Source organism: Piscinibacter lacus (genome assembly GCF_016735685.1).
Lineage (GTDB): Bacteria > Pseudomonadota > Gammaproteobacteria > Burkholderiales > Burkholderiaceae_C > Aquariibacter > Aquariibacter lacus.
Genome location: NZ_JAERRA010000001.1, coordinates 222,416 through 238,146 on the forward strand (window position 1 = coordinate 222,416; position 15,731 = coordinate 238,146).

General features: G+C 72.2%; 14 protein-coding genes. 3 read left to right on the plus strand and 11 right to left on the minus strand.

Annotated features, from left to right (window positions below; genetic code table 11):
* Positions 1–62 precede the first annotated feature (62 nt).
* Together JI742_RS01055 and JI742_RS01060 are read left to right on the plus strand one after the other, a co-directional pair.
* Positions 63–1,778: a DUF1800 family protein gene (locus JI742_RS01055; RefSeq protein ID WP_201823135.1), complete on the plus strand. Its 1,716-nt coding sequence runs from the start codon at positions 63–65 to the stop codon at positions 1,776–1,778.
* Complete coding sequence (locus JI742_RS01060) at positions 1,775–2,977, plus strand: DUF1501 domain-containing protein (RefSeq protein WP_201823137.1); 1,203 nt, start codon at positions 1,775–1,777, stop codon at positions 2,975–2,977. Before JI742_RS01055 ends, JI742_RS01060 begins: the two co-directional genes overlap by 4 nt.
* A gap of 3 nt (positions 2,978–2,980) precedes the next feature.
* Here JI742_RS01060 and JI742_RS01065 read toward each other — a convergent pair whose 3' ends face one another.
* The 8 genes from JI742_RS01065 to ssb all read right to left on the minus strand — a co-directional run bounded on the left by JI742_RS01065 (position 2,981) and on the right by ssb (position 10,469).
* Positions 2,981–4,405: a TolC family protein gene (locus tag JI742_RS01065; RefSeq protein WP_201823139.1), complete on the minus strand. Its 1,425-nt coding sequence runs from the start codon at positions 4,403–4,405 to the stop codon at positions 2,981–2,983.
* Entirely contained in the window at positions 4,402–6,624 is a 2,223-nt protein-coding gene (locus JI742_RS01070) for a peptidase domain-containing ABC transporter (RefSeq protein WP_201823141.1), read from the minus strand. The genes JI742_RS01065 and JI742_RS01070 overlap by 4 nt, the downstream gene beginning before the upstream one ends.
* Positions 6,625–6,685: 61 nt before the next feature.
* On the minus strand, positions 6,686–7,960 hold the full coding sequence (locus JI742_RS01075) for an HlyD family secretion protein (RefSeq protein WP_201823144.1): 1,275 nt from the start codon (positions 7,958–7,960) through the stop codon (positions 6,686–6,688).
* 160 nt (positions 7,961–8,120) lie between these two features.
* Positions 8,121–8,315, minus strand: a complete 195-nt coding sequence (locus JI742_RS01080; RefSeq protein ID WP_201823148.1) for a hypothetical protein — start codon at positions 8,313–8,315, stop codon at positions 8,121–8,123.
* 308 nt (positions 8,316–8,623) lie between these two features.
* Entirely contained in the window at positions 8,624–8,815 is a 192-nt protein-coding gene (locus tag JI742_RS01085) for a hypothetical protein (RefSeq protein ID WP_201823150.1), read from the minus strand.
* Positions 8,816–9,122: 307 nt separating this feature from the next.
* Positions 9,123–9,332 carry a hypothetical protein gene (locus JI742_RS01090; protein ID WP_201823152.1) on the minus strand — a complete coding sequence of 70 codons (210 nt, stop codon included), beginning with the start codon at positions 9,330–9,332 and terminating at the stop codon, positions 9,123–9,125.
* Positions 9,333–9,582: 250 nt separating this feature from the next.
* Positions 9,583–9,939, minus strand: a complete 357-nt coding sequence (locus JI742_RS01095; RefSeq protein WP_350309611.1) for a thioredoxin family protein — start codon at positions 9,937–9,939, stop codon at positions 9,583–9,585.
* Positions 9,940–9,953: 14 nt separating this feature from the next.
* On the minus strand, positions 9,954–10,469 hold the full coding sequence (gene ssb / locus JI742_RS01100) for a single-stranded DNA-binding protein (protein WP_201823155.1): 516 nt from the start codon (positions 10,467–10,469) through the stop codon (positions 9,954–9,956).
* A 186-nt stretch (positions 10,470–10,655) separates the two neighbouring features.
* Between ssb and recQ the strand changes: the two genes are divergently transcribed.
* Positions 10,656–12,584: a DNA helicase RecQ gene (gene recQ / locus JI742_RS01105; RefSeq protein ID WP_201823157.1), complete on the plus strand. Its 1,929-nt coding sequence runs from the start codon at positions 10,656–10,658 to the stop codon at positions 12,582–12,584.
* A gap of 50 nt (positions 12,585–12,634) precedes the next feature.
* Here recQ and JI742_RS01110 read toward each other — a convergent pair whose 3' ends face one another.
* From JI742_RS01110 to JI742_RS01120, 3 genes are all read right to left on the minus strand, one after another.
* Positions 12,635–13,384, minus strand: a complete 750-nt coding sequence (locus JI742_RS01110) for a Crp/Fnr family transcriptional regulator (protein WP_201823160.1) — start codon at positions 13,382–13,384, stop codon at positions 12,635–12,637.
* Between the two features lie 100 nt (positions 13,385–13,484).
* Positions 13,485–14,942, minus strand: coding sequence for a c-type cytochrome (locus JI742_RS01115; protein ID WP_201823163.1), 1,458 nt, complete (start codon positions 14,940–14,942; stop codon positions 13,485–13,487).
* Positions 14,939–15,664: a c-type cytochrome gene (locus JI742_RS01120; RefSeq protein WP_201823165.1), complete on the minus strand. Its 726-nt coding sequence runs from the start codon at positions 15,662–15,664 to the stop codon at positions 14,939–14,941. The genes JI742_RS01115 and JI742_RS01120 overlap by 4 nt, the downstream gene beginning before the upstream one ends.
* Between the last annotated feature and the right edge of the window lie 67 nt (positions 15,665–15,731).

Sequence of the window (15,731 nt, forward strand, 5' to 3'; positions counted from 1 at the left end):
AGGGGGGTGACACACCGAAGAGCAGTCATCGCGACAAGTCCCGTCGCTTCGGTGAGGTAGCCATGTTCCCGACCCCAGACCTGAAGGCGAACCCTGCCCTGTCCCGCAGCCGACGCGGTTTCCTGCGCCAGAGTGCCGCGGCCTGCGCCAGCACCGCGGCCCTGGTCGCCGGCTTCCCCCAGACGGCCCTGGCCCAGGCCCTGGCCGGCGCCACCGCGCTGCCGGTCGACAGCGCGGCCCGCTGGCTGCGTTTCACCACCTTCGCGCCGCTGGACAGCGAGATCCTCGACGTCGCCACCCGGGGCTACGGCGCCTGGCTGGAAACCCAGATGCTGCTGCCGCAGAGTCGTTCGGTGGCCGACTGGGTCCGGCTCAAGGGCCCGCCGGGCTTCGAGGATCCGAACCAGTCGCCGCACCACGACACCCGCATCCAGGCCATCGACTGGAAGTGCGTGTATGCGGCCGACCCGCTGCGCCAGCGCGTCACCTATGCCCTGTCCAACCTGTTCGTTATCTCGGAAGCGGGAACCGACCGGGCCGTGGTCCCGGAGGCCTACAGCGCCTTCTGGGATCTGCTGAACCGCAACGCTTTCGGCAACTTCCGCACGCTGATCGAAGACGTCACGTACAGCCTCGACATGGGCTTCTACCTGACCTATCTGAACAGCCGCAAGGCCGACGCCGCCACCGGTCGCCAGCCCGACGAGAACTACGCCCGCGAGCTGATGCAGCTCTTCACCATCGGCCTGTGGGAACTGAACGAGGACGGCAGCCGCAAGCTCGACGGCAGCGGCCAGCCCATCCCCACCTACCAGCAGACCGACATCGTGCAACTGGCCCGGGTCTTCACCGGCCTGTATCCGAACGGCAATCTGCGCAACGGCGGCCGCGCCACCCGCTTCGGCGATGCCAGCCCCGGCGCCTTCACCGCCGAGACCTGGGGCCGGCGCATGGCCATCGATGCCAGTCAGCACGCGCCCGAAGCCGTGCGCGCCCTGGGCGGCCGGGTCAACATCGCCGCCGGCACCTCGGGCGCCAATGCGATCCGCGCCACGCTGGATGCGCTCTTCCAGCATCCCACCTGCCCGCCCTTCGTCGCGCTCAACCTGATCCGGCGCCTCACCTGTTCCAACCCCTCGCCGGGCTATGTCAGCCGCGTGAGCCGTGCCTTCGTCAACAACGGCAGCGGGGTGCGCGGCGACATGAAGGCCGTGCTGCGCGCGATCTTCCTCGACCCCGACCTGCTCACGCCCGGCACGCCCAACTTCGGCATGCTGGTGCCGCGCTATGTCTACACCATGGGCGCGGTGCGCCGGCTGGGCAGCTTCGACAGCCTGGGCACCCAGCGGCCGATCAACCCGTGGTTGCACAAGACCCTGGGCTCGCAGCGGCCCTTCACCGCGCCGACAGTCTTCAACTTCAACAAGCCCGACTACGCGACACCCGAGCTGAAAGCCTTGGGCCTCGTCGGCGCGGAGCTTGAGAACTACGACGAGGACGGTGCCACCACCGTCTTCAACGGCCTCGGCCAGCTCACCCGCAATGCCACGCTCACGCCCTACCTGAGCGCCAAGCTGGCCTCCTCGGCCAACGATGCGGAGCTGCTTGACGAGCTGAGCCGCCGCCTGAGCGGCCGCGTGCTGCCCAGTGGCGAGCGCAACGCCCTGCTCGGCGCGATCCGCGGCTACCCGCGAACCCAGACCGGCTGGCAGCGCAATGTGCTGAGCGCCATGCTCTGGACCATCCTCATCCACCCGCAAAACATGGTGCTGTCATGAGCCGCAAACTGCTGATCGTCTACCTCGGGGGCGGCCTGGACGCGCATGCCCTGATCGCCCCGCGCCGGGGCAGCAACCGCACCGCCTATGTCGCCGCCCGCGGCAGCCTGGCCGCACCCGATGCGCCGTCCATGGCGCTCGATGCCGACTGGCAGTGGCATCCCGCCATGACCCGGCTGGCCGCGCTGCATCGTCAGGGCCGGGTCGCCGCGGTGATGAACACCGGCCCCCTGGCCGGACCGACCACGCGGGCTCAGTACGAGAGCCGCTCGGTCCGGCTGCCGCTGGCCCTGAGCAGCCACAGCGACCAGAGCCGCGGCTGGCAGATCGGCGATGCCACCGACACCGCCGGCAACTCCGGCTGGATCGGTCGCATGGTCGCCGCCCTGCCGGGCCATCTGCGCGGTGGCGCCTTCTCGCAGATCACGAGCATGGCCGGCCCGCAGCCGGGCTTCGTGGCCGCCGGCATCCGCGCCCTGGGCCTGGGGCCCAACGGGGTGGTCGCCCGGCATGCCAACTACGTCATCCCCGATGTGGTCCGCATGATGGAAAGCGTGATGGGCCAAGCCAGCAGCTTCAGCCATCCCCTGGCGGCCGAGTTCGCGGGCGCCCAGGCCCGGTCCCAGGCCAACTCCGGGGTGGTGCAGGCCGCGCTGGACAGCGTGACCGACAGCACCGCCTACACCGGCCTGCCCGAGCTGAAGACCGTGGCCCGGCTGTTCAAGTCCGATGCCAGCAATGGCCGGCCGCGCTCGGTGCACTTTTCGGTGCAGGGCGGCTACGACACCCATGCCGACCAGGCCGCCACGCTCAACAAGAACCTGGCCGCGCTGGACCAGGGCATCGGCGCCTTCTGGACTTCGGCCCAGGCCCTGGGCATCCAGGATGAGGTTTCGATGCTGGTCTATTCCGAGTTCGGCCGCAGCCTGGTGCCCAATGGCAGCGGCACCGACCATGGCTGGGGCGGTCACGCCCTGCTGATCGGCCCGGTGCGGGGCGGCCTGCATGGCAAGCTGCCCGACCTGCGGCTCAACGGGCCGGACATGGTCGAGTCGCGCGGCATCATGCTGCCCAGCACGCCGACCGAGCACCTGCTGGCCGAGATCGCCCGCTGGATGGGCGTGCCGGCCGCCTCGATGGGCGCCGTCTTCCCCAACCTCGGCGCCTTCCCGGCCTCCACCCTCAAGCTCTACCACTGAGCCTCAGGGCTCGGCAAGCAGCCAGCCGCCCAGGTTGCCGACCTGGGCGGCCAGGCGCAGCCGGGCGTCGTGCCAGGCCAGCACCGCCTCGACCTGCTCGCGCCGGGCGCGTGCCGCGTCCTGCTGGGCCGAGAGCCACTCGAACAGGCCCCCGGCGCCAGCGTTGAAGCGGGCGGCCAGGCCGTCGGAGGCGTCGCGGGTGTCGCGCACCAGGCGGTCGACGGCTTCGATGCGCTGGTTCTGGGCGCGGGCCTCCTGCCAGCTCCGCCACAGGCTGCTTTCGACCTCGTTGCGCAGCTCGTCGGCCGAGGCCTCGGCCCGCTGCACTTCGGCGGCGGCGCCGCGGCGGCGGGCCGGGCCGGCGCCGCCCTCGAAGATCGGCACCTGCAACTGCACATTGGCCGAGCGCAGGCGGTCGACGATGAAGAGGCTGCCGTTGGGCGGCTGCTGGGTGCTCTGCTGGGCACTGAGGCTGAGCACGGGCCAATCCTCGGCCCGGGTGGCGGCCTGGCGGCCGCGGGCGGCCTCGGCCTCGGCGCGGGCCGCGAGCATGCGGGGATGCTGCTGCAAGGCTTCGTCGATCAAGGCCTGCGCATCGGCCGGCAGGGCCTGCGCGCTGGGCAGAAGGCGCAGGGCCGGCACGGTCAGCGCCGTGGTGGCCGACAGGCCCATGCGTCGCGCGAGCTCGCCACGCGCAGCCTCGGCGGCGGCCTCGGCATCGAGCCGGCCGAGGGTGGCGCGGCTCAGCGCGGCCTGGGCCTGCATCAGCTCGGCCCGAGCGGACACGCCGCCGGCCTGGCGGCCCTTCACCCGCTCGGCGGTGCGCCGGGCGACTTGCTCGACCTCGACACTGGCCAGGCGCAGGGCTTCGGCGGCCTGGGCCAGGTGGTAGGCGCGCAGGGCGTCGAGCAGCTCGCTGCGCACGACGACATCCTGCGTGGCATTGGCCGAAGCCAGCAGGGCGCGGGCCTGCTGCTTGCGGCCGCTGCGCCGGCCGCCATCGAACAGCACCCAGTTCAGCCGCAGGCTCATGCCCTCGGTCTTGCTCGAAATGCTGACGGCCGGCTCGCGGTAGCGCTGGCGGGTCTCGTCGTAAATGGCGCCGGCTTGCAGCGTGGGCCAGTAGCTGGCTTCGACCACGCCGAGCTCGGCCGCACGCTGGCGGGCCAGGGCCCAGGCCCCGCGCGCCTTGGGTGACTGGCAGAGGCTGCGGGCGACCGCCTCATGCAGGCCCAGTGGCTGCGTGACCGGCCCCTCCGGACAGCCGGCCTGCTCGGGCGGCAGCGCAGCGGGCAGGGCCTGGGCTGCGCGGCGAAGCGCCTCCGGGCCATCCCCGGCCGGGGGCGGGGCCGAGACCGCGGGGAAAGCCAACAGCAGCCCGGCAAGCAGGCCGAGCACCGGCACGCCGCACCGGGCAAGGCGGCTCATGCGGTCTCGCCGGGCGAGGTGCCGGCTTCGAGGCGGGCGAGCAGCGCGGGCAGCTCGGCCGGGCCGGCGACGCTGACGATGCGCCCGCCCTGCATCAGCGCGATGCGGTCGGCGCTGGCAATGGTCTGCGGCCGGTGCGCGATCAGGATGCGGCTGAGCTTGAGCCGCGCCACGGCCTGGCTGACGCGCTGCTCACTGGCCAAATCGAGGTGGCTGGTGGCTTCGTCGAGCACCAGCAGCCGCGGCCGCTTGTACAGCGCACGCGCCAGCAGCACCCGCTGCTGCTGGCCACCGGAGAGCACGGTGCCCATGTCGCCCACCAGAGTGTGGTAGCCCATGGGCAGCGCGACGATGTCGGCATGGATGTCGGCGGCGCGCGCACATTCCTCCATCCAGGCCCGGTCGGGGGTGGCGTCGAAGAAGGTGATGTTGTCGGCGATGGAGCCGGCGAAGAGCGTGTCGGACTGGGTGACCGCGCCGGTCATGGCCCGCATCGCGTGGCGGCCCAGGCGCTCGCTGGGCACGCCGTCGACGAGGATCTGGCCGGCCGCCGGCTCGCGCAGGCCCAGCAGCAGGGCGGCCAGCGTGCTCTTGCCCGAGCCGGAGGCGCCGACGATGGCCAGCGAGCTGCCGGCCGGCAGGTCAAGGTCGAGGCCGTCGAGCACCCAGGGCAGGCCGTCGCCGTAGCGAAAGCGCAGGCCCTCTAGCCGCAGCGCCGGGGCCTGGCTGGGCGGGGGGGCATCGGCCGGCGTGGCGGGGCCCGGGTCCTGCGGCTTGGCCAGCGCGATGTCGGCCAGGCGCTCGCCGTGCAGGCGCAGCATGCGCAGCTCGAAGAGGCGGTCGATCAGCACGCTGACGCGGTGCGCGAACTGGTCCTTGTACGCAATGAAGGCCAGCAGCGCACCGGCGGTGAAGACGCCGTCCAGCACCAGGCTCGCGCCGAAGGCGATCACGCCGACACGCTCCAGGCCGAACAGCAGGCCGTTGGCGAGGCGGTAGCCCAGCTCCAGCTTCTGGGTGCGCAGCTCGGCATTCATCTGCTCGACGACGCGGGCCAGCCAGGTGTCGCGGCGCTGCGGCTCGCGGCCGAAGAGCTGGATCGCACGGATGCCGCGCACGGTTTCGAGGAAGTGCGACTGCTGGCGCGCGGCGTGGACGATCTGCTCCTCGGTCGCCTCGCGCAGCGGGCGGTACCAGAGCATGCGCATCACGCCGTAGATCGTCATGGTGCCCAGCGCGACCGCAGCCAGCACCGGGCTGTAGAAGAACATCATCACCAGCACCAGCACCGACATCAGGCCGTCGAGCAGGGCCTCGACGAAGGACGAGGTGAGCGTGCGCTGGATGGTGTCGGCCGCGCCGAAGCGCGAGACCACATCGCCAAGATGCCGCACCTCGAAGAAGCCGGCCGGCAGCTTGAGCAAGTGGCTGAAGAGATTGGCCCGCCATTGCAGCGCCATGGTGGTCGACAGCACCAGCAGCAGCCAGCTTCGCAACAGCGAGATGAGCTGCTGCATCACGACCAGCGCGGCGAAGCCGATGGCGAGGAGGACCAGCAGGTCGAGATCGGCGCTGACCAGCACATGGTCCATCGTCCACTGCAGCATCAGCGGCGAAAGCAGGCCGAAAAGCTCCAGCACCAGGGCCAGGCCGATGATCTGCAGGCCGGCCGGCAGCCAGCCGCTGATGCGGCCGAGCAACTCGGTCACTTTGATACGACGCTCGACCTTGGCGGGCTTGAAACCGGGGTTGGGCCAGGCCTCCAGCGCCACCCCGGTGAAGGACTTGCCAACCTGGGCCCAGGGCACATGGCGCTGGCCGAGGCTGGGGTCGTGGATGGTGATGCCGCGGCGGTCGACCGCCGTCAGCACGACGAAGTGATTGAAGTCCCAGTGCAGCACGGCAGGCATGCGCAGGTCCTTCATGTCCTCGACCTGCAGCTTGACCGCGCGGGTTGCGAGGTGCAGCGCGCCAGCCTGGGCCATCAGGCCAGCCAGGGTGGCACCGGCCAGCGAGACCTGGAAGTGTTGGCGCAGCGTGGCCAGGTCGATGCGCAGGCCGTGGTAGCCGGCCACCATGGCGAGGCAGGCGATGCCGCACTCCGCCGCCTCGGCCTGCAGCAGCACCGGGGTGCGGCGGCGCCCGCCGAAGTGCAGGCGGTTCAGCCAGGAGGCATGGGCTGCGGCGTCGGGCTTGGGCTTCGGGGAAGAGGGCGTCATGTCGGGGAAATCCGGATCACCGGCACCGGGCCGCGGGCACTGAAGGGGAGGAAGGGGCGGCTTACCAGCGGCTGGCCACGCCCAGCAGGGGCTCGAAAACCCATTCGATCAGGCGCCGCTTCTCGGCACGCAGGTCGGCCTCCAGCAACATGCCCGGCCGAAGCACGGCCGGGCCGCGCGGGCCATCCAGGGCCTGGGCCGGCAGGTCGACGGTCACCCGGAAGTAGGGCTCGGCCCCCTTCTGAAGTTGCGGGTGGAGGCCCAGGCCGATGTTGAGCAGTTCCTCGCCAAAGACCGGGGCCGGCGCGATCTCGCGCACCGTGCCCTGGTGATGGCCGAATTTCTGGAAGGGGAAAGCCTGGTAGCGCAGGAGCACCGTGTCCCCGGGCTTGAGGGGGCCGGCGGCGCGGCTGGGCGCATAGAGAACGGCCTGCAGGGGATCCTCGGGCGGCACGAGACGAAACAGGGTGCGACCGGCGTCCACCGACTGGCCGGCCTCGACGAGGACGGCAGCGACCACGGCATCGGCCGGCGCCACGAGTTGCAGGACGTGGCGGCCCTCGGCCTCCTCGCGCTCCTGGCCGGCCCGCGCGAGATCGCGCTCCAGCGCGGCGCGCTGCTTGCGCTGTCGCTCGGCCAACAGGGCGAGCTCGTCGCGGCGGCTCGCCAGCTCGCGTTGCAGAGCGGCGCGCTCGCGGGCCATGGCGCCGGCCCGGGCGCGCTGGTCCAGGGCGTCGGCGCGGCGCTGCTGCCACTCCTCGCGCGAAACATGGCCCGGTTCGACCAAGGCCTCATACCGGGCGCTCGACTCTTCGGAGAGCTCGACCCGGCGGTTCTGGAGCGCCAGGGCCTCGTCGAGGCGGGCCAGCTCGCTGCGCAGGCCGGCCACGCTGCGGGCCAGCGCGGCGCGCTCATCGGATTCGGCGGTGTCGGCGCGTTCCAGTTCCTGCTTGAGGGAATCTTCGCGGCGCTGCAAGAGCTCGGTGACGCCGGTCTCGACACTGCGGCCCTCAGCGCGACGCTCGAAACTCAGCGTACCGAGCAGCTCGCCCCGACGCACGGCCTGGCCTTCGCGCACGGCCAGCGTCTGCAACAGGCCGGGCGCGGGTGCGGCCACCCGCATCACGCCCCCGCTGGGTAGAAGTTGCCCGGCCACCGCGACCCGGCGGGTGTATTGCCCGCCCAGCAGCAGCGCCAGCACCAGCAGGCCGCAGACCAATCCCAAGGCGACCCACCACCGGGTTGCGGGCGGCTGGGCCAGGACAATCTCGCCCAGACCTTGCCCGACGCGTGCGCGCAAGGCTTCTTCGCGGTACATCGGGGCGTCAGCGCTCATGGCGTGAGGACATCGCGGGCTGCGGTGGAGTTGCGGGCGAAGTTGAACAAACTCTTGGATCCACGGGAAGCACAAGCGCAGAAAAGCGAAACGCCCGCAGTGGGGCGTTTCGCGCAGTCGGCCGGCCGTTCAGATGAACGGGCCGGTGACCCAAGCCGGATCAGCCCAGCTTGATGCCGCCCAGCAGGCCGCCCAGCAGACCGGTCACGGTCGACAGCAGGCCGCCCAGCAGGCCGGTCACGGTGCCCAGCAGGCCGCTGACCAGCGAGGTCACGGGGGACAGCAGGCCGCCGAGGTCCAGCAGGCCGCCGGAAACTTGCTCGACTTCTTGACGGTTCAGTTCTTGGATCGCCATGTCAATTCCTTAGATCGTGGTTTGTACTCGAAGGGGGGGTGCCGGCAGAGGCCCTGCAGAACCTCTGCCTGCCTTCGGGACCGGCCGGGTCTTGTGGATCCCGGCCAGCACCTGAGGCAGCCGCACTTTAGAGGTGCAACACCGCGTGACTTGTGCGAAGTTGCTAGCAATCATGAGCAGCGGTTGCACTTCTCACAGAGCAAGCTCTGGCCCGCCGAGCGTTTCCTTGCGTCGATGCACGACGCGCCACGATCCAGGCCGGGTTGCACAGCGATCTGTGCCTTGGGCCACCGGGCCCCGGGCCAGGCTCAGCCCAGGCGGAGACCGCCAAGCAAGCCGCCCACGACCTTGACGACCAGCGACAGCGTGGGGCCAAGCAGTTGGCCCAGCGTGTTGATCAAGCCCCCGATGATGGTGTTGGTGGGGCCCAGCAAGGTGCCGAGGCTGATGCCGCCGGCGACTTGCTTGATTTCCTGACAGTTCAATTCCTGGATGGCCATGGTGATTCCTTGGGTTGCGGTTCGCTGCTGAGAAACTGCCCAAACCCATGCCGGGCTTTGAGCGCCACCTGCCAGACAGTCAAGGAGAAACCCTTGAGCCCAGGTGTGGTAATTCAACTCTAGGGGATCAGCCCAGCCCTTGCGTAAGCATGTGCTACGAAGTGCACAGAATGTTTCGGATGTGAGCTGATGCTACCGAGAAACCGGGTGCGGCGCCCCGGCAGGGGCGCTTGCCGGGAGCGGGCACGAGAATCTGGCCCCGCGGAGACGCCGAACCCTCTGGCGAGGGGCTCGCGCGCCGCTTGAATCAGCCGCCGATCGTGCCCAGCAGGCCGCCAATCACGGGCAGCCCCTTCAGCAAGCCGGTCAGGCCGCCGAGCAGGCTGCTGATCAGGGTGAAGATGCCGTTCGGCGTCAGGTCGAGCGAGCCGTTGAGAATCGGGTTGCTGCCAATCGACAGCAGCAGACCGCCGGAGACTTGCTCGATTTCCGGCTGCGACAGGTTTTGAATGGACATAGGTTCTCCTCAGTGGAAGGGAATGGCCCGCTGACTCGGGTCTGCCGGCGGGGCCGAGTGGCAACAACAGTAAATCAGCCATTACTTTTGAAGCACACGGCGTCGACTCTAGGGAGCTGACATATTGGCGTCAAGAGCCGCTGGGCCGAGGGATTGCATGGCTTCCCGTTACTGGGGCGTGCCCTGTGCGGCTGACGCCCAGGGCCTCGCCCACGCCCGGGACCGCAGGGCCGTGCTGCGAAGCGCGCGATCAGGACCTCGACTGGAAGTGAGCGAGCCAAGCCGCTGACAAGCTGACAACCGGCGGCCCGCCCGGGCTGGCGCGCAGTGCGGCGAGCAGGCGCTCCAGCGGCTCAGGCTGCGGCAGCAGCGGTCCGAAGAAGCGCGGGCACCGGCCTTCCATCACGAGCAGGCAGGGGAAGGTCTCGACATCCAGGTCGCCGAGGACGTCGGCCTCGTCCTCGATGTCCAGCCAGTGGAAGCCGACCTCGGGGTGCCGCCGGGCCAGCGCCTCGAAGATCGGCTGATAGGCCTCGCAGACACGGCACCAGGCCGCGCAAAGGCAGACGACGCGCCAGCCTGGCGCGTCGGGCGCGACCGGGGTCACGGTCGGCGCCTGACTCAGAAGGGGATGTCGTCTTCCAGATCGTCGAAGCTGCTGGCGGCCGGCTTGGGCGCCGGGGCCGGGCGCGGCGCGGGCGCGCGGGCGGCCGGGGCGCGGGCCGGGCGGTCCTCGTCACCGCCGCCGTAGCCCCCGCCGCTGCTGCGGCTGTAGCCGCCACCGCCCTCGTCACCGCCGCCGTCGCGGCCGCCGAGCAACTGCATGGTCTCGCCGACGATCTCGGTCGTGTAGCGGTCGTTGCCGTCCTTGTCCTGCCACTTGCGGGTCTTCAGGCGGCCCTCGATGTAGACCGGGCGGCCTTTCTTCAGGTACTCGCCCGCGATCTCGCCGAGCCGGTCGTACAGGACCACGCTGTGCCACTCGGTTTCCTCGACCTTCTCGCCGCTGGACTTGTCCTTCCAGTTGCGGGTCGTGGCGATGCGCAGGTTGGCCACGGCCGAGCCGCTGGGCGTGTAGCGAACCTCCGGGTCTTTGCCGAGGTTGCCGAGGACGATGACTTTGTTGACGGAGGCCATGGCGCAGATCCAGCGAGCTTGAAAACGAAGCACCCGCGCGGTCGATGGGACGGGGCGCGGGCGGGCCATCGATGATAAGGCGCGCGGCCCGGCCACCGCCCCCCGCAAGGGCGACTCCGGAGGGGGGCGGGCGGCCGGGCCGGGCCGCAGGGGACACTCGGGCCTTTGCCGCGTCCGCCGCCTGCCGTGCCTTCTCGCCCCGCCTCCGACACCCCCCTGGCTGCGCCCGCCCTGGCCGCCATCCTGCACGAGGTCTTCGGCTATCCGGCCTTCCGCGGGCCGCAGGCCGAGATCGTGGCCCATGCTGCGGCCGGCGGCGACGGCCTGGTGCTCATGCCCACCGGCGGTGGCAAGAGCCTGTGCTACCAGGTCCCGGCCATCGCCCGCCACCGCGCGGGCCGGGGCGTGACGATCGTGGTCAGCCCGTTGATCGCGCTGATGCACGACCAGGTCGGCGCGCTGGACGAAGCCGGCGTGCCAGCCGCCTTCCTCAACTCCACCCTGGACAGCACCGAGGCCGCGCGGATCGAGCGGGCCATGCTGGCCGGTGAGCTGGTGCTGGTCTATGTGGCGCCGGAGCGGCTCTCGACGCCGCGCATGCAGGCCCAGCTCGACGCGATGGCCGCGGCCGGGCGCCTGTCGATGTTCGCCATCGACGAGGCGCACTGCGTGAGCCAGTGGGGCCACGACTTCCGCGAGGACTACCTGGCCCTGTCCATGCTGGCCGAGCGCCATCCCGGCGTGCCGCGGCTGGCGCTCACCGCCACGGCCGACGCCCACACCCGGGCCGACATCCTGGAACGCCTGGCGCTGCAAGACGCCCGCGTCTTCCTGAGCAGCTTCGACCGGCCGAACATCGCCTACCGCGTCGTCGAGAAGGACGAGCCGCGCAAGCAGCTCCTCGCCTGGCTGCGCGCCGAGCATGAAGGCGAGGCCGGCATCGTCTACTGCCAGAGCCGCAAGAAGGTGGAAGACACCGCCACCTGGCTCAGCGCCGAAGGCATTCCCGCCCTGCCCTACCACGCCGGCCTGGACGCCGGCATGCGCCAGCGCCACCAGGACCGCTTCCTGCGCGAGGAAGGCCTGGTCATGGTGGCCACCATCGCCTTCGGCATGGGCATCGACAAGCCGGACGTGCGCTTCGTCGCCCACCTGGACCTGCCCAAGAACATCGAGGCCTACTACCAGGAGACCGGCCGCAGCGGCCGCGACGGCGAGCCGGCCGAGGCCTGGATGGCCTACGGCCTGGCCGACGTGGTGCAGCAGCGCCGCATGATCGACGAGAGCCCGGCCGACGAAACCTTCAAGCGCCTGCAGCGCGACAAGCTGGACGCGCTGCTCGCCCTGGCCGAGGCGACCGACTGCCGCCGCGTGCGCCTGCTGCGCTACTTCGACGAAGGCAGCACGCCCTGCCAGCCCGGCCTGCAGCAGCTCTGCGACAACTGCCGCCAGCCGCCCGCCACCTGGGACGGCACCGAGGCCGCGCGCAAGCTGCTCAGCACCCTGCTGCGCATCCAGCAGCATGCGCGCGACACCGGCCGCGGCGCCCGTGCCTACGGGGCCGGGCATGTGATCGACATCCTGCGCGGCAAGCGCAGCGACAAGGTCGCGCAGACCGGCCACGACCAGCTCAGCACCTGGGCCATCGGCGCCGAGCTGGCCGAGACGCAGTGGCGCAGCGTGCTGCGCCAGCTCATCGCCCTGGGCCATGTGCTGGTCGAGGGCGAGTACCAGACCCTGGCCCCCAGCGAGAGCGCCCGCGCCGTGCTGCGCGGCGAAGTCGCCCTGCACCTGCGCCAGGCCGCCGAGGCCGTGCGCGGCCGGCCCAAAGCCGGTGGCGGCAGCAGCAGCCGCCGGGCCGCCCTGCCCCCGTCCGACCTGGACGCCGCCGGCCTTGACCGCCTGGCCGCGCTCAAGGCCTGGCGCGGCGAGGTCGCCCGCGAGCACAACCTGCCCGCCTACATCGTCTTCAACGACGCCACCCTGCTCGACATGGCCCGCCGCGCGCCCGCCACGCTGGCCGAGCTGGCCGAGGTACACGGCGTCGGCGCGAAGAAGCTGGAGGCCTACGGCCGCGAGCTGATTCGCGTGCTGGATGCGGCCACTGGCGGCTGAGGGCCGCTGCCGGGCGTGCCGGCGGCGAGACGCTGGACCGGGCGGACGGCTCAGCTCCCGGCGGCGCCCTCGGCCTTCAACTCGGCCAGCAAGCGGCCCATGTCGACCCGCGCATGGCGGGCATCGACCGGCTCGATCAGGCCCTCGCGGCGGAAGGCAGAGACCAGGCGGCTGGCGGTCTCGACCGTCATGTCCAGCATGGTGCCCATCTCCTGCCGGGTCGGCATCCAGACGCGGGCCCCCGCATCGCCGAACTCGCTGAGCTTGAGCAGCAGCCGCAGCATGCGGTGACGGGCCGGGCCGCTGCCCAGCTCGGTCAGCCATTCGTCGGCGTCGTCGAGCGCGCGCTGCCAGCGCTTCATCAGGTCGCGGGTCAGGTTGGCGTGGCGCTGTTGCAGCTCGTCGATCAGGACCTTCGGGATGCCGCAGAGCTCGACTTCGGTGCAGGCCACCGCATCGGCCGCATAGCGCTGGCCGAGCAGCACCTCCAGGCCGATCAGGTCGCTGGGGCCGGCCAGGCGCACGATGCGGCGCTCGCCGCGGTCGTTGTGGCGCTCGAAGCGCATCACGCCGCGGCGCAGGGTGTAGAGCACCTGGCCCGGTTCATGCGCGCCGTAGAGGCGCTCGCCCGCTTGCAGGCGGCGGTCGCTGATGCGGTGGTGGATGCGGACCAGGTCCCCTTCGCCGAGCACGCCGAACAGCGCCGTCTGCCGCACGCCACAGTTCAGGCAGGCCTGGGCCTGCGGGCTGTAGGGCGCGATCTCCGGACGAAGGGGGATGACGTTGGTGGCGGGCGGCATGGGAGGACGGGACGGCGTCGGAAAACCGCCGCGAGGCGTCAAGTGTCCGGCAAAGCCCGTCGGGATGCGCGGCACGGCCCGGGGCGCGGGGCGGGACGGGTCAATCGGCCCGGCGCTCGCGCAGCTGGCGCAGCGCAAAGGCGCTGGGCGGCGGCAGCCCAGGGGGGCCCCAGCGTGTGCGCAGGTGGGTGATCAGGGCCAGCAGCTCGGCATCGCTGAGGACCGGATCGAAGGGCGGCATGCCGAAGGGCTGCGGATGGCCGACCGTCGCCGGGCCGAAGCCGCCCTCCAGCACGACCCGCAGCAGATTGGCCGGCGAGGCCTGGCCGATCAGCCGGCTGCCCGCCAGCGGCGGCACGGCCGGCACGCCGTCCGGGCCGAGCACGCCCTCGCCCTGCGCGCCATGGCAGGCCGCGCAATGCTGAACATAGAGGCGCGGCCCGGCAGCCAGCGCAGCCAGGGCCTCCTCGGACGGCCGCGGGGCGGCCTGGCCGGTCGCCGCGGGATCGGCCGCCGCCACCAGCCGCCCGGGCGGGGGGACCGCCGGGCCCGCCGCGGGGGCAGCGGGCGGCGCCAGGCGCTGCAGGTAGAGCGCCATCGCGCGCAGGTCCGGGGCACTCAGGTGCTGGGTGCTGCCGAGCACGACCTGCGCCATCGGCCCCTGGGCCAGACCGCGCGGCGCATGGCCGTCGCGCAGCAGTGCGACGATCTCGTCGAGCGGCCAGTCGCCGACACCGGCCTCGGCGTTGTCGTGCAGCGAGGGGGCGAACCAGTCGAGGGCCGGCATCGGGCCGCCGCCACGCCGGTCGGTCGGGCCGCCCAGGGCATTGCGCTCGACATGACAGGCCTGGCAGTGGGCCGGGCCTCGCACCAGGTAGGCGCCGCGCGCCCATTCGGCGGCCAGGGCCTCGGTCCACGGCGGATCGCCGGGGCGCGGCGCGGGCGGGGCACCCGGGGCCTCGGGCGGGCGGCGGTAGAGCGCGCGCCAGGCCGCCAGCGCCAGCGGCTGGCGCAGCAGGGGCGACAGGCTGCCGCCGGCCCGCGACTGAACCACCGGCGCCTGGGCCTGCAGGTGGGCGTGGAGCGCCCGCACATCGGCCGGATCGAGCAAGGCGTAGGCATCCGTCGGGCAGACCGGGTGGATCAGGCCGCCGTCGGGCCGGCGACCATGGCGCAGCGCGCGGCCGAGGTCATCCACCGTCCAGCCCCCGAGACCCGTGGCCGGATCGGGCGTGAGGTTGGCTGCAAGGAGGCTGCCGAAGGGCGTGGCCACGGCCTTGCCGCCGGCCAGCGGCGGCCCGCCCGGCGCGGTGTGGCAGCCGGCGCAGTGGCCGACCCGGGCCAGGTAGGCCCCGCGGGCCTGCGGCTCCGCCGACAGGCCGGCCACGGCGGCAGCGGGCTGGGGCGGGGCGGCATCCAGCCAGGCCAGCGGACGCAACTCCCAGCCGATGCGGGCCAGGGCGAGCAGGGCCAGGAAGGCCAGCGCGACGGCCAGGCCGCGACGTAGCCGACGGCCGGCCCAGCCGGCGCGCAGGCGGGCGAGGGCGGACGCGCTCATCGCGTGCCCCCAGCCGCGGCAACACGGGCCGTGCCGCACTCGCGCAGCGGCTGCGGCAGGGTCTGCGCGGCGGGCTTGGGATCGGCCGGCAGGGGCTGGGCGGCCAGCCAGGCGGCGACCGCTTCGACCTCGTCGGGCGCCAGCGCACGGACCAGCTCGGCCATGCAATCGGGCGCGCGGGCCTGGCGCTGGCCGGTGCGCCAGGCGCCGAGCTGGGCGTTCAGGTAGTCGCGCGACAGGCCGAGCAGGCCGGGCATGGCGGGCTGGGCGCCGGTCAGGCCTTCGCCGTGACAGGCCACGCAGGCCGGCAGGCGGCGGGCCGGATCGCCGTGGCGGACCAGGGCCTCGCCGCGGGCCCGCTGGGCGGCGGAGGCGGTCGGCCGCTCGGGTGGCGGATAGGGCAGATCGAGCGCGGCGAAATGACCGGCCAGGGTGGCCAGGTAGTCGTCGGACAGCGGGGCCAGCAGGCGCGCCATCCCGGCATGCGGCCGGCGGCCGTCGCGGAAGTGCAGCAACTGCTGCTGCAGGTAGCCGGCCGGCTTGCCGGCGAGGCGCGGAAAGTAGCCGCCCGGGGTGGCCCGCCCGGCTGCGCCATGGCAGGCGGTGCAGGCCAGCGCACGCTGGGCCAGGGTGTCGGGCAGGGTCGAGGGGGAAGGAGGTGGCGGGACGGCGGCGGCAGGCGCAGCCGCGAGCGTCAGCATGAACAGGAGGGCAGGCAGCATGGAGGGGCCCGGCGGACGGGCAGGCAACAGGGGCATCGAGGTCGGCCGGGTCGGGCGCCAGCCGACC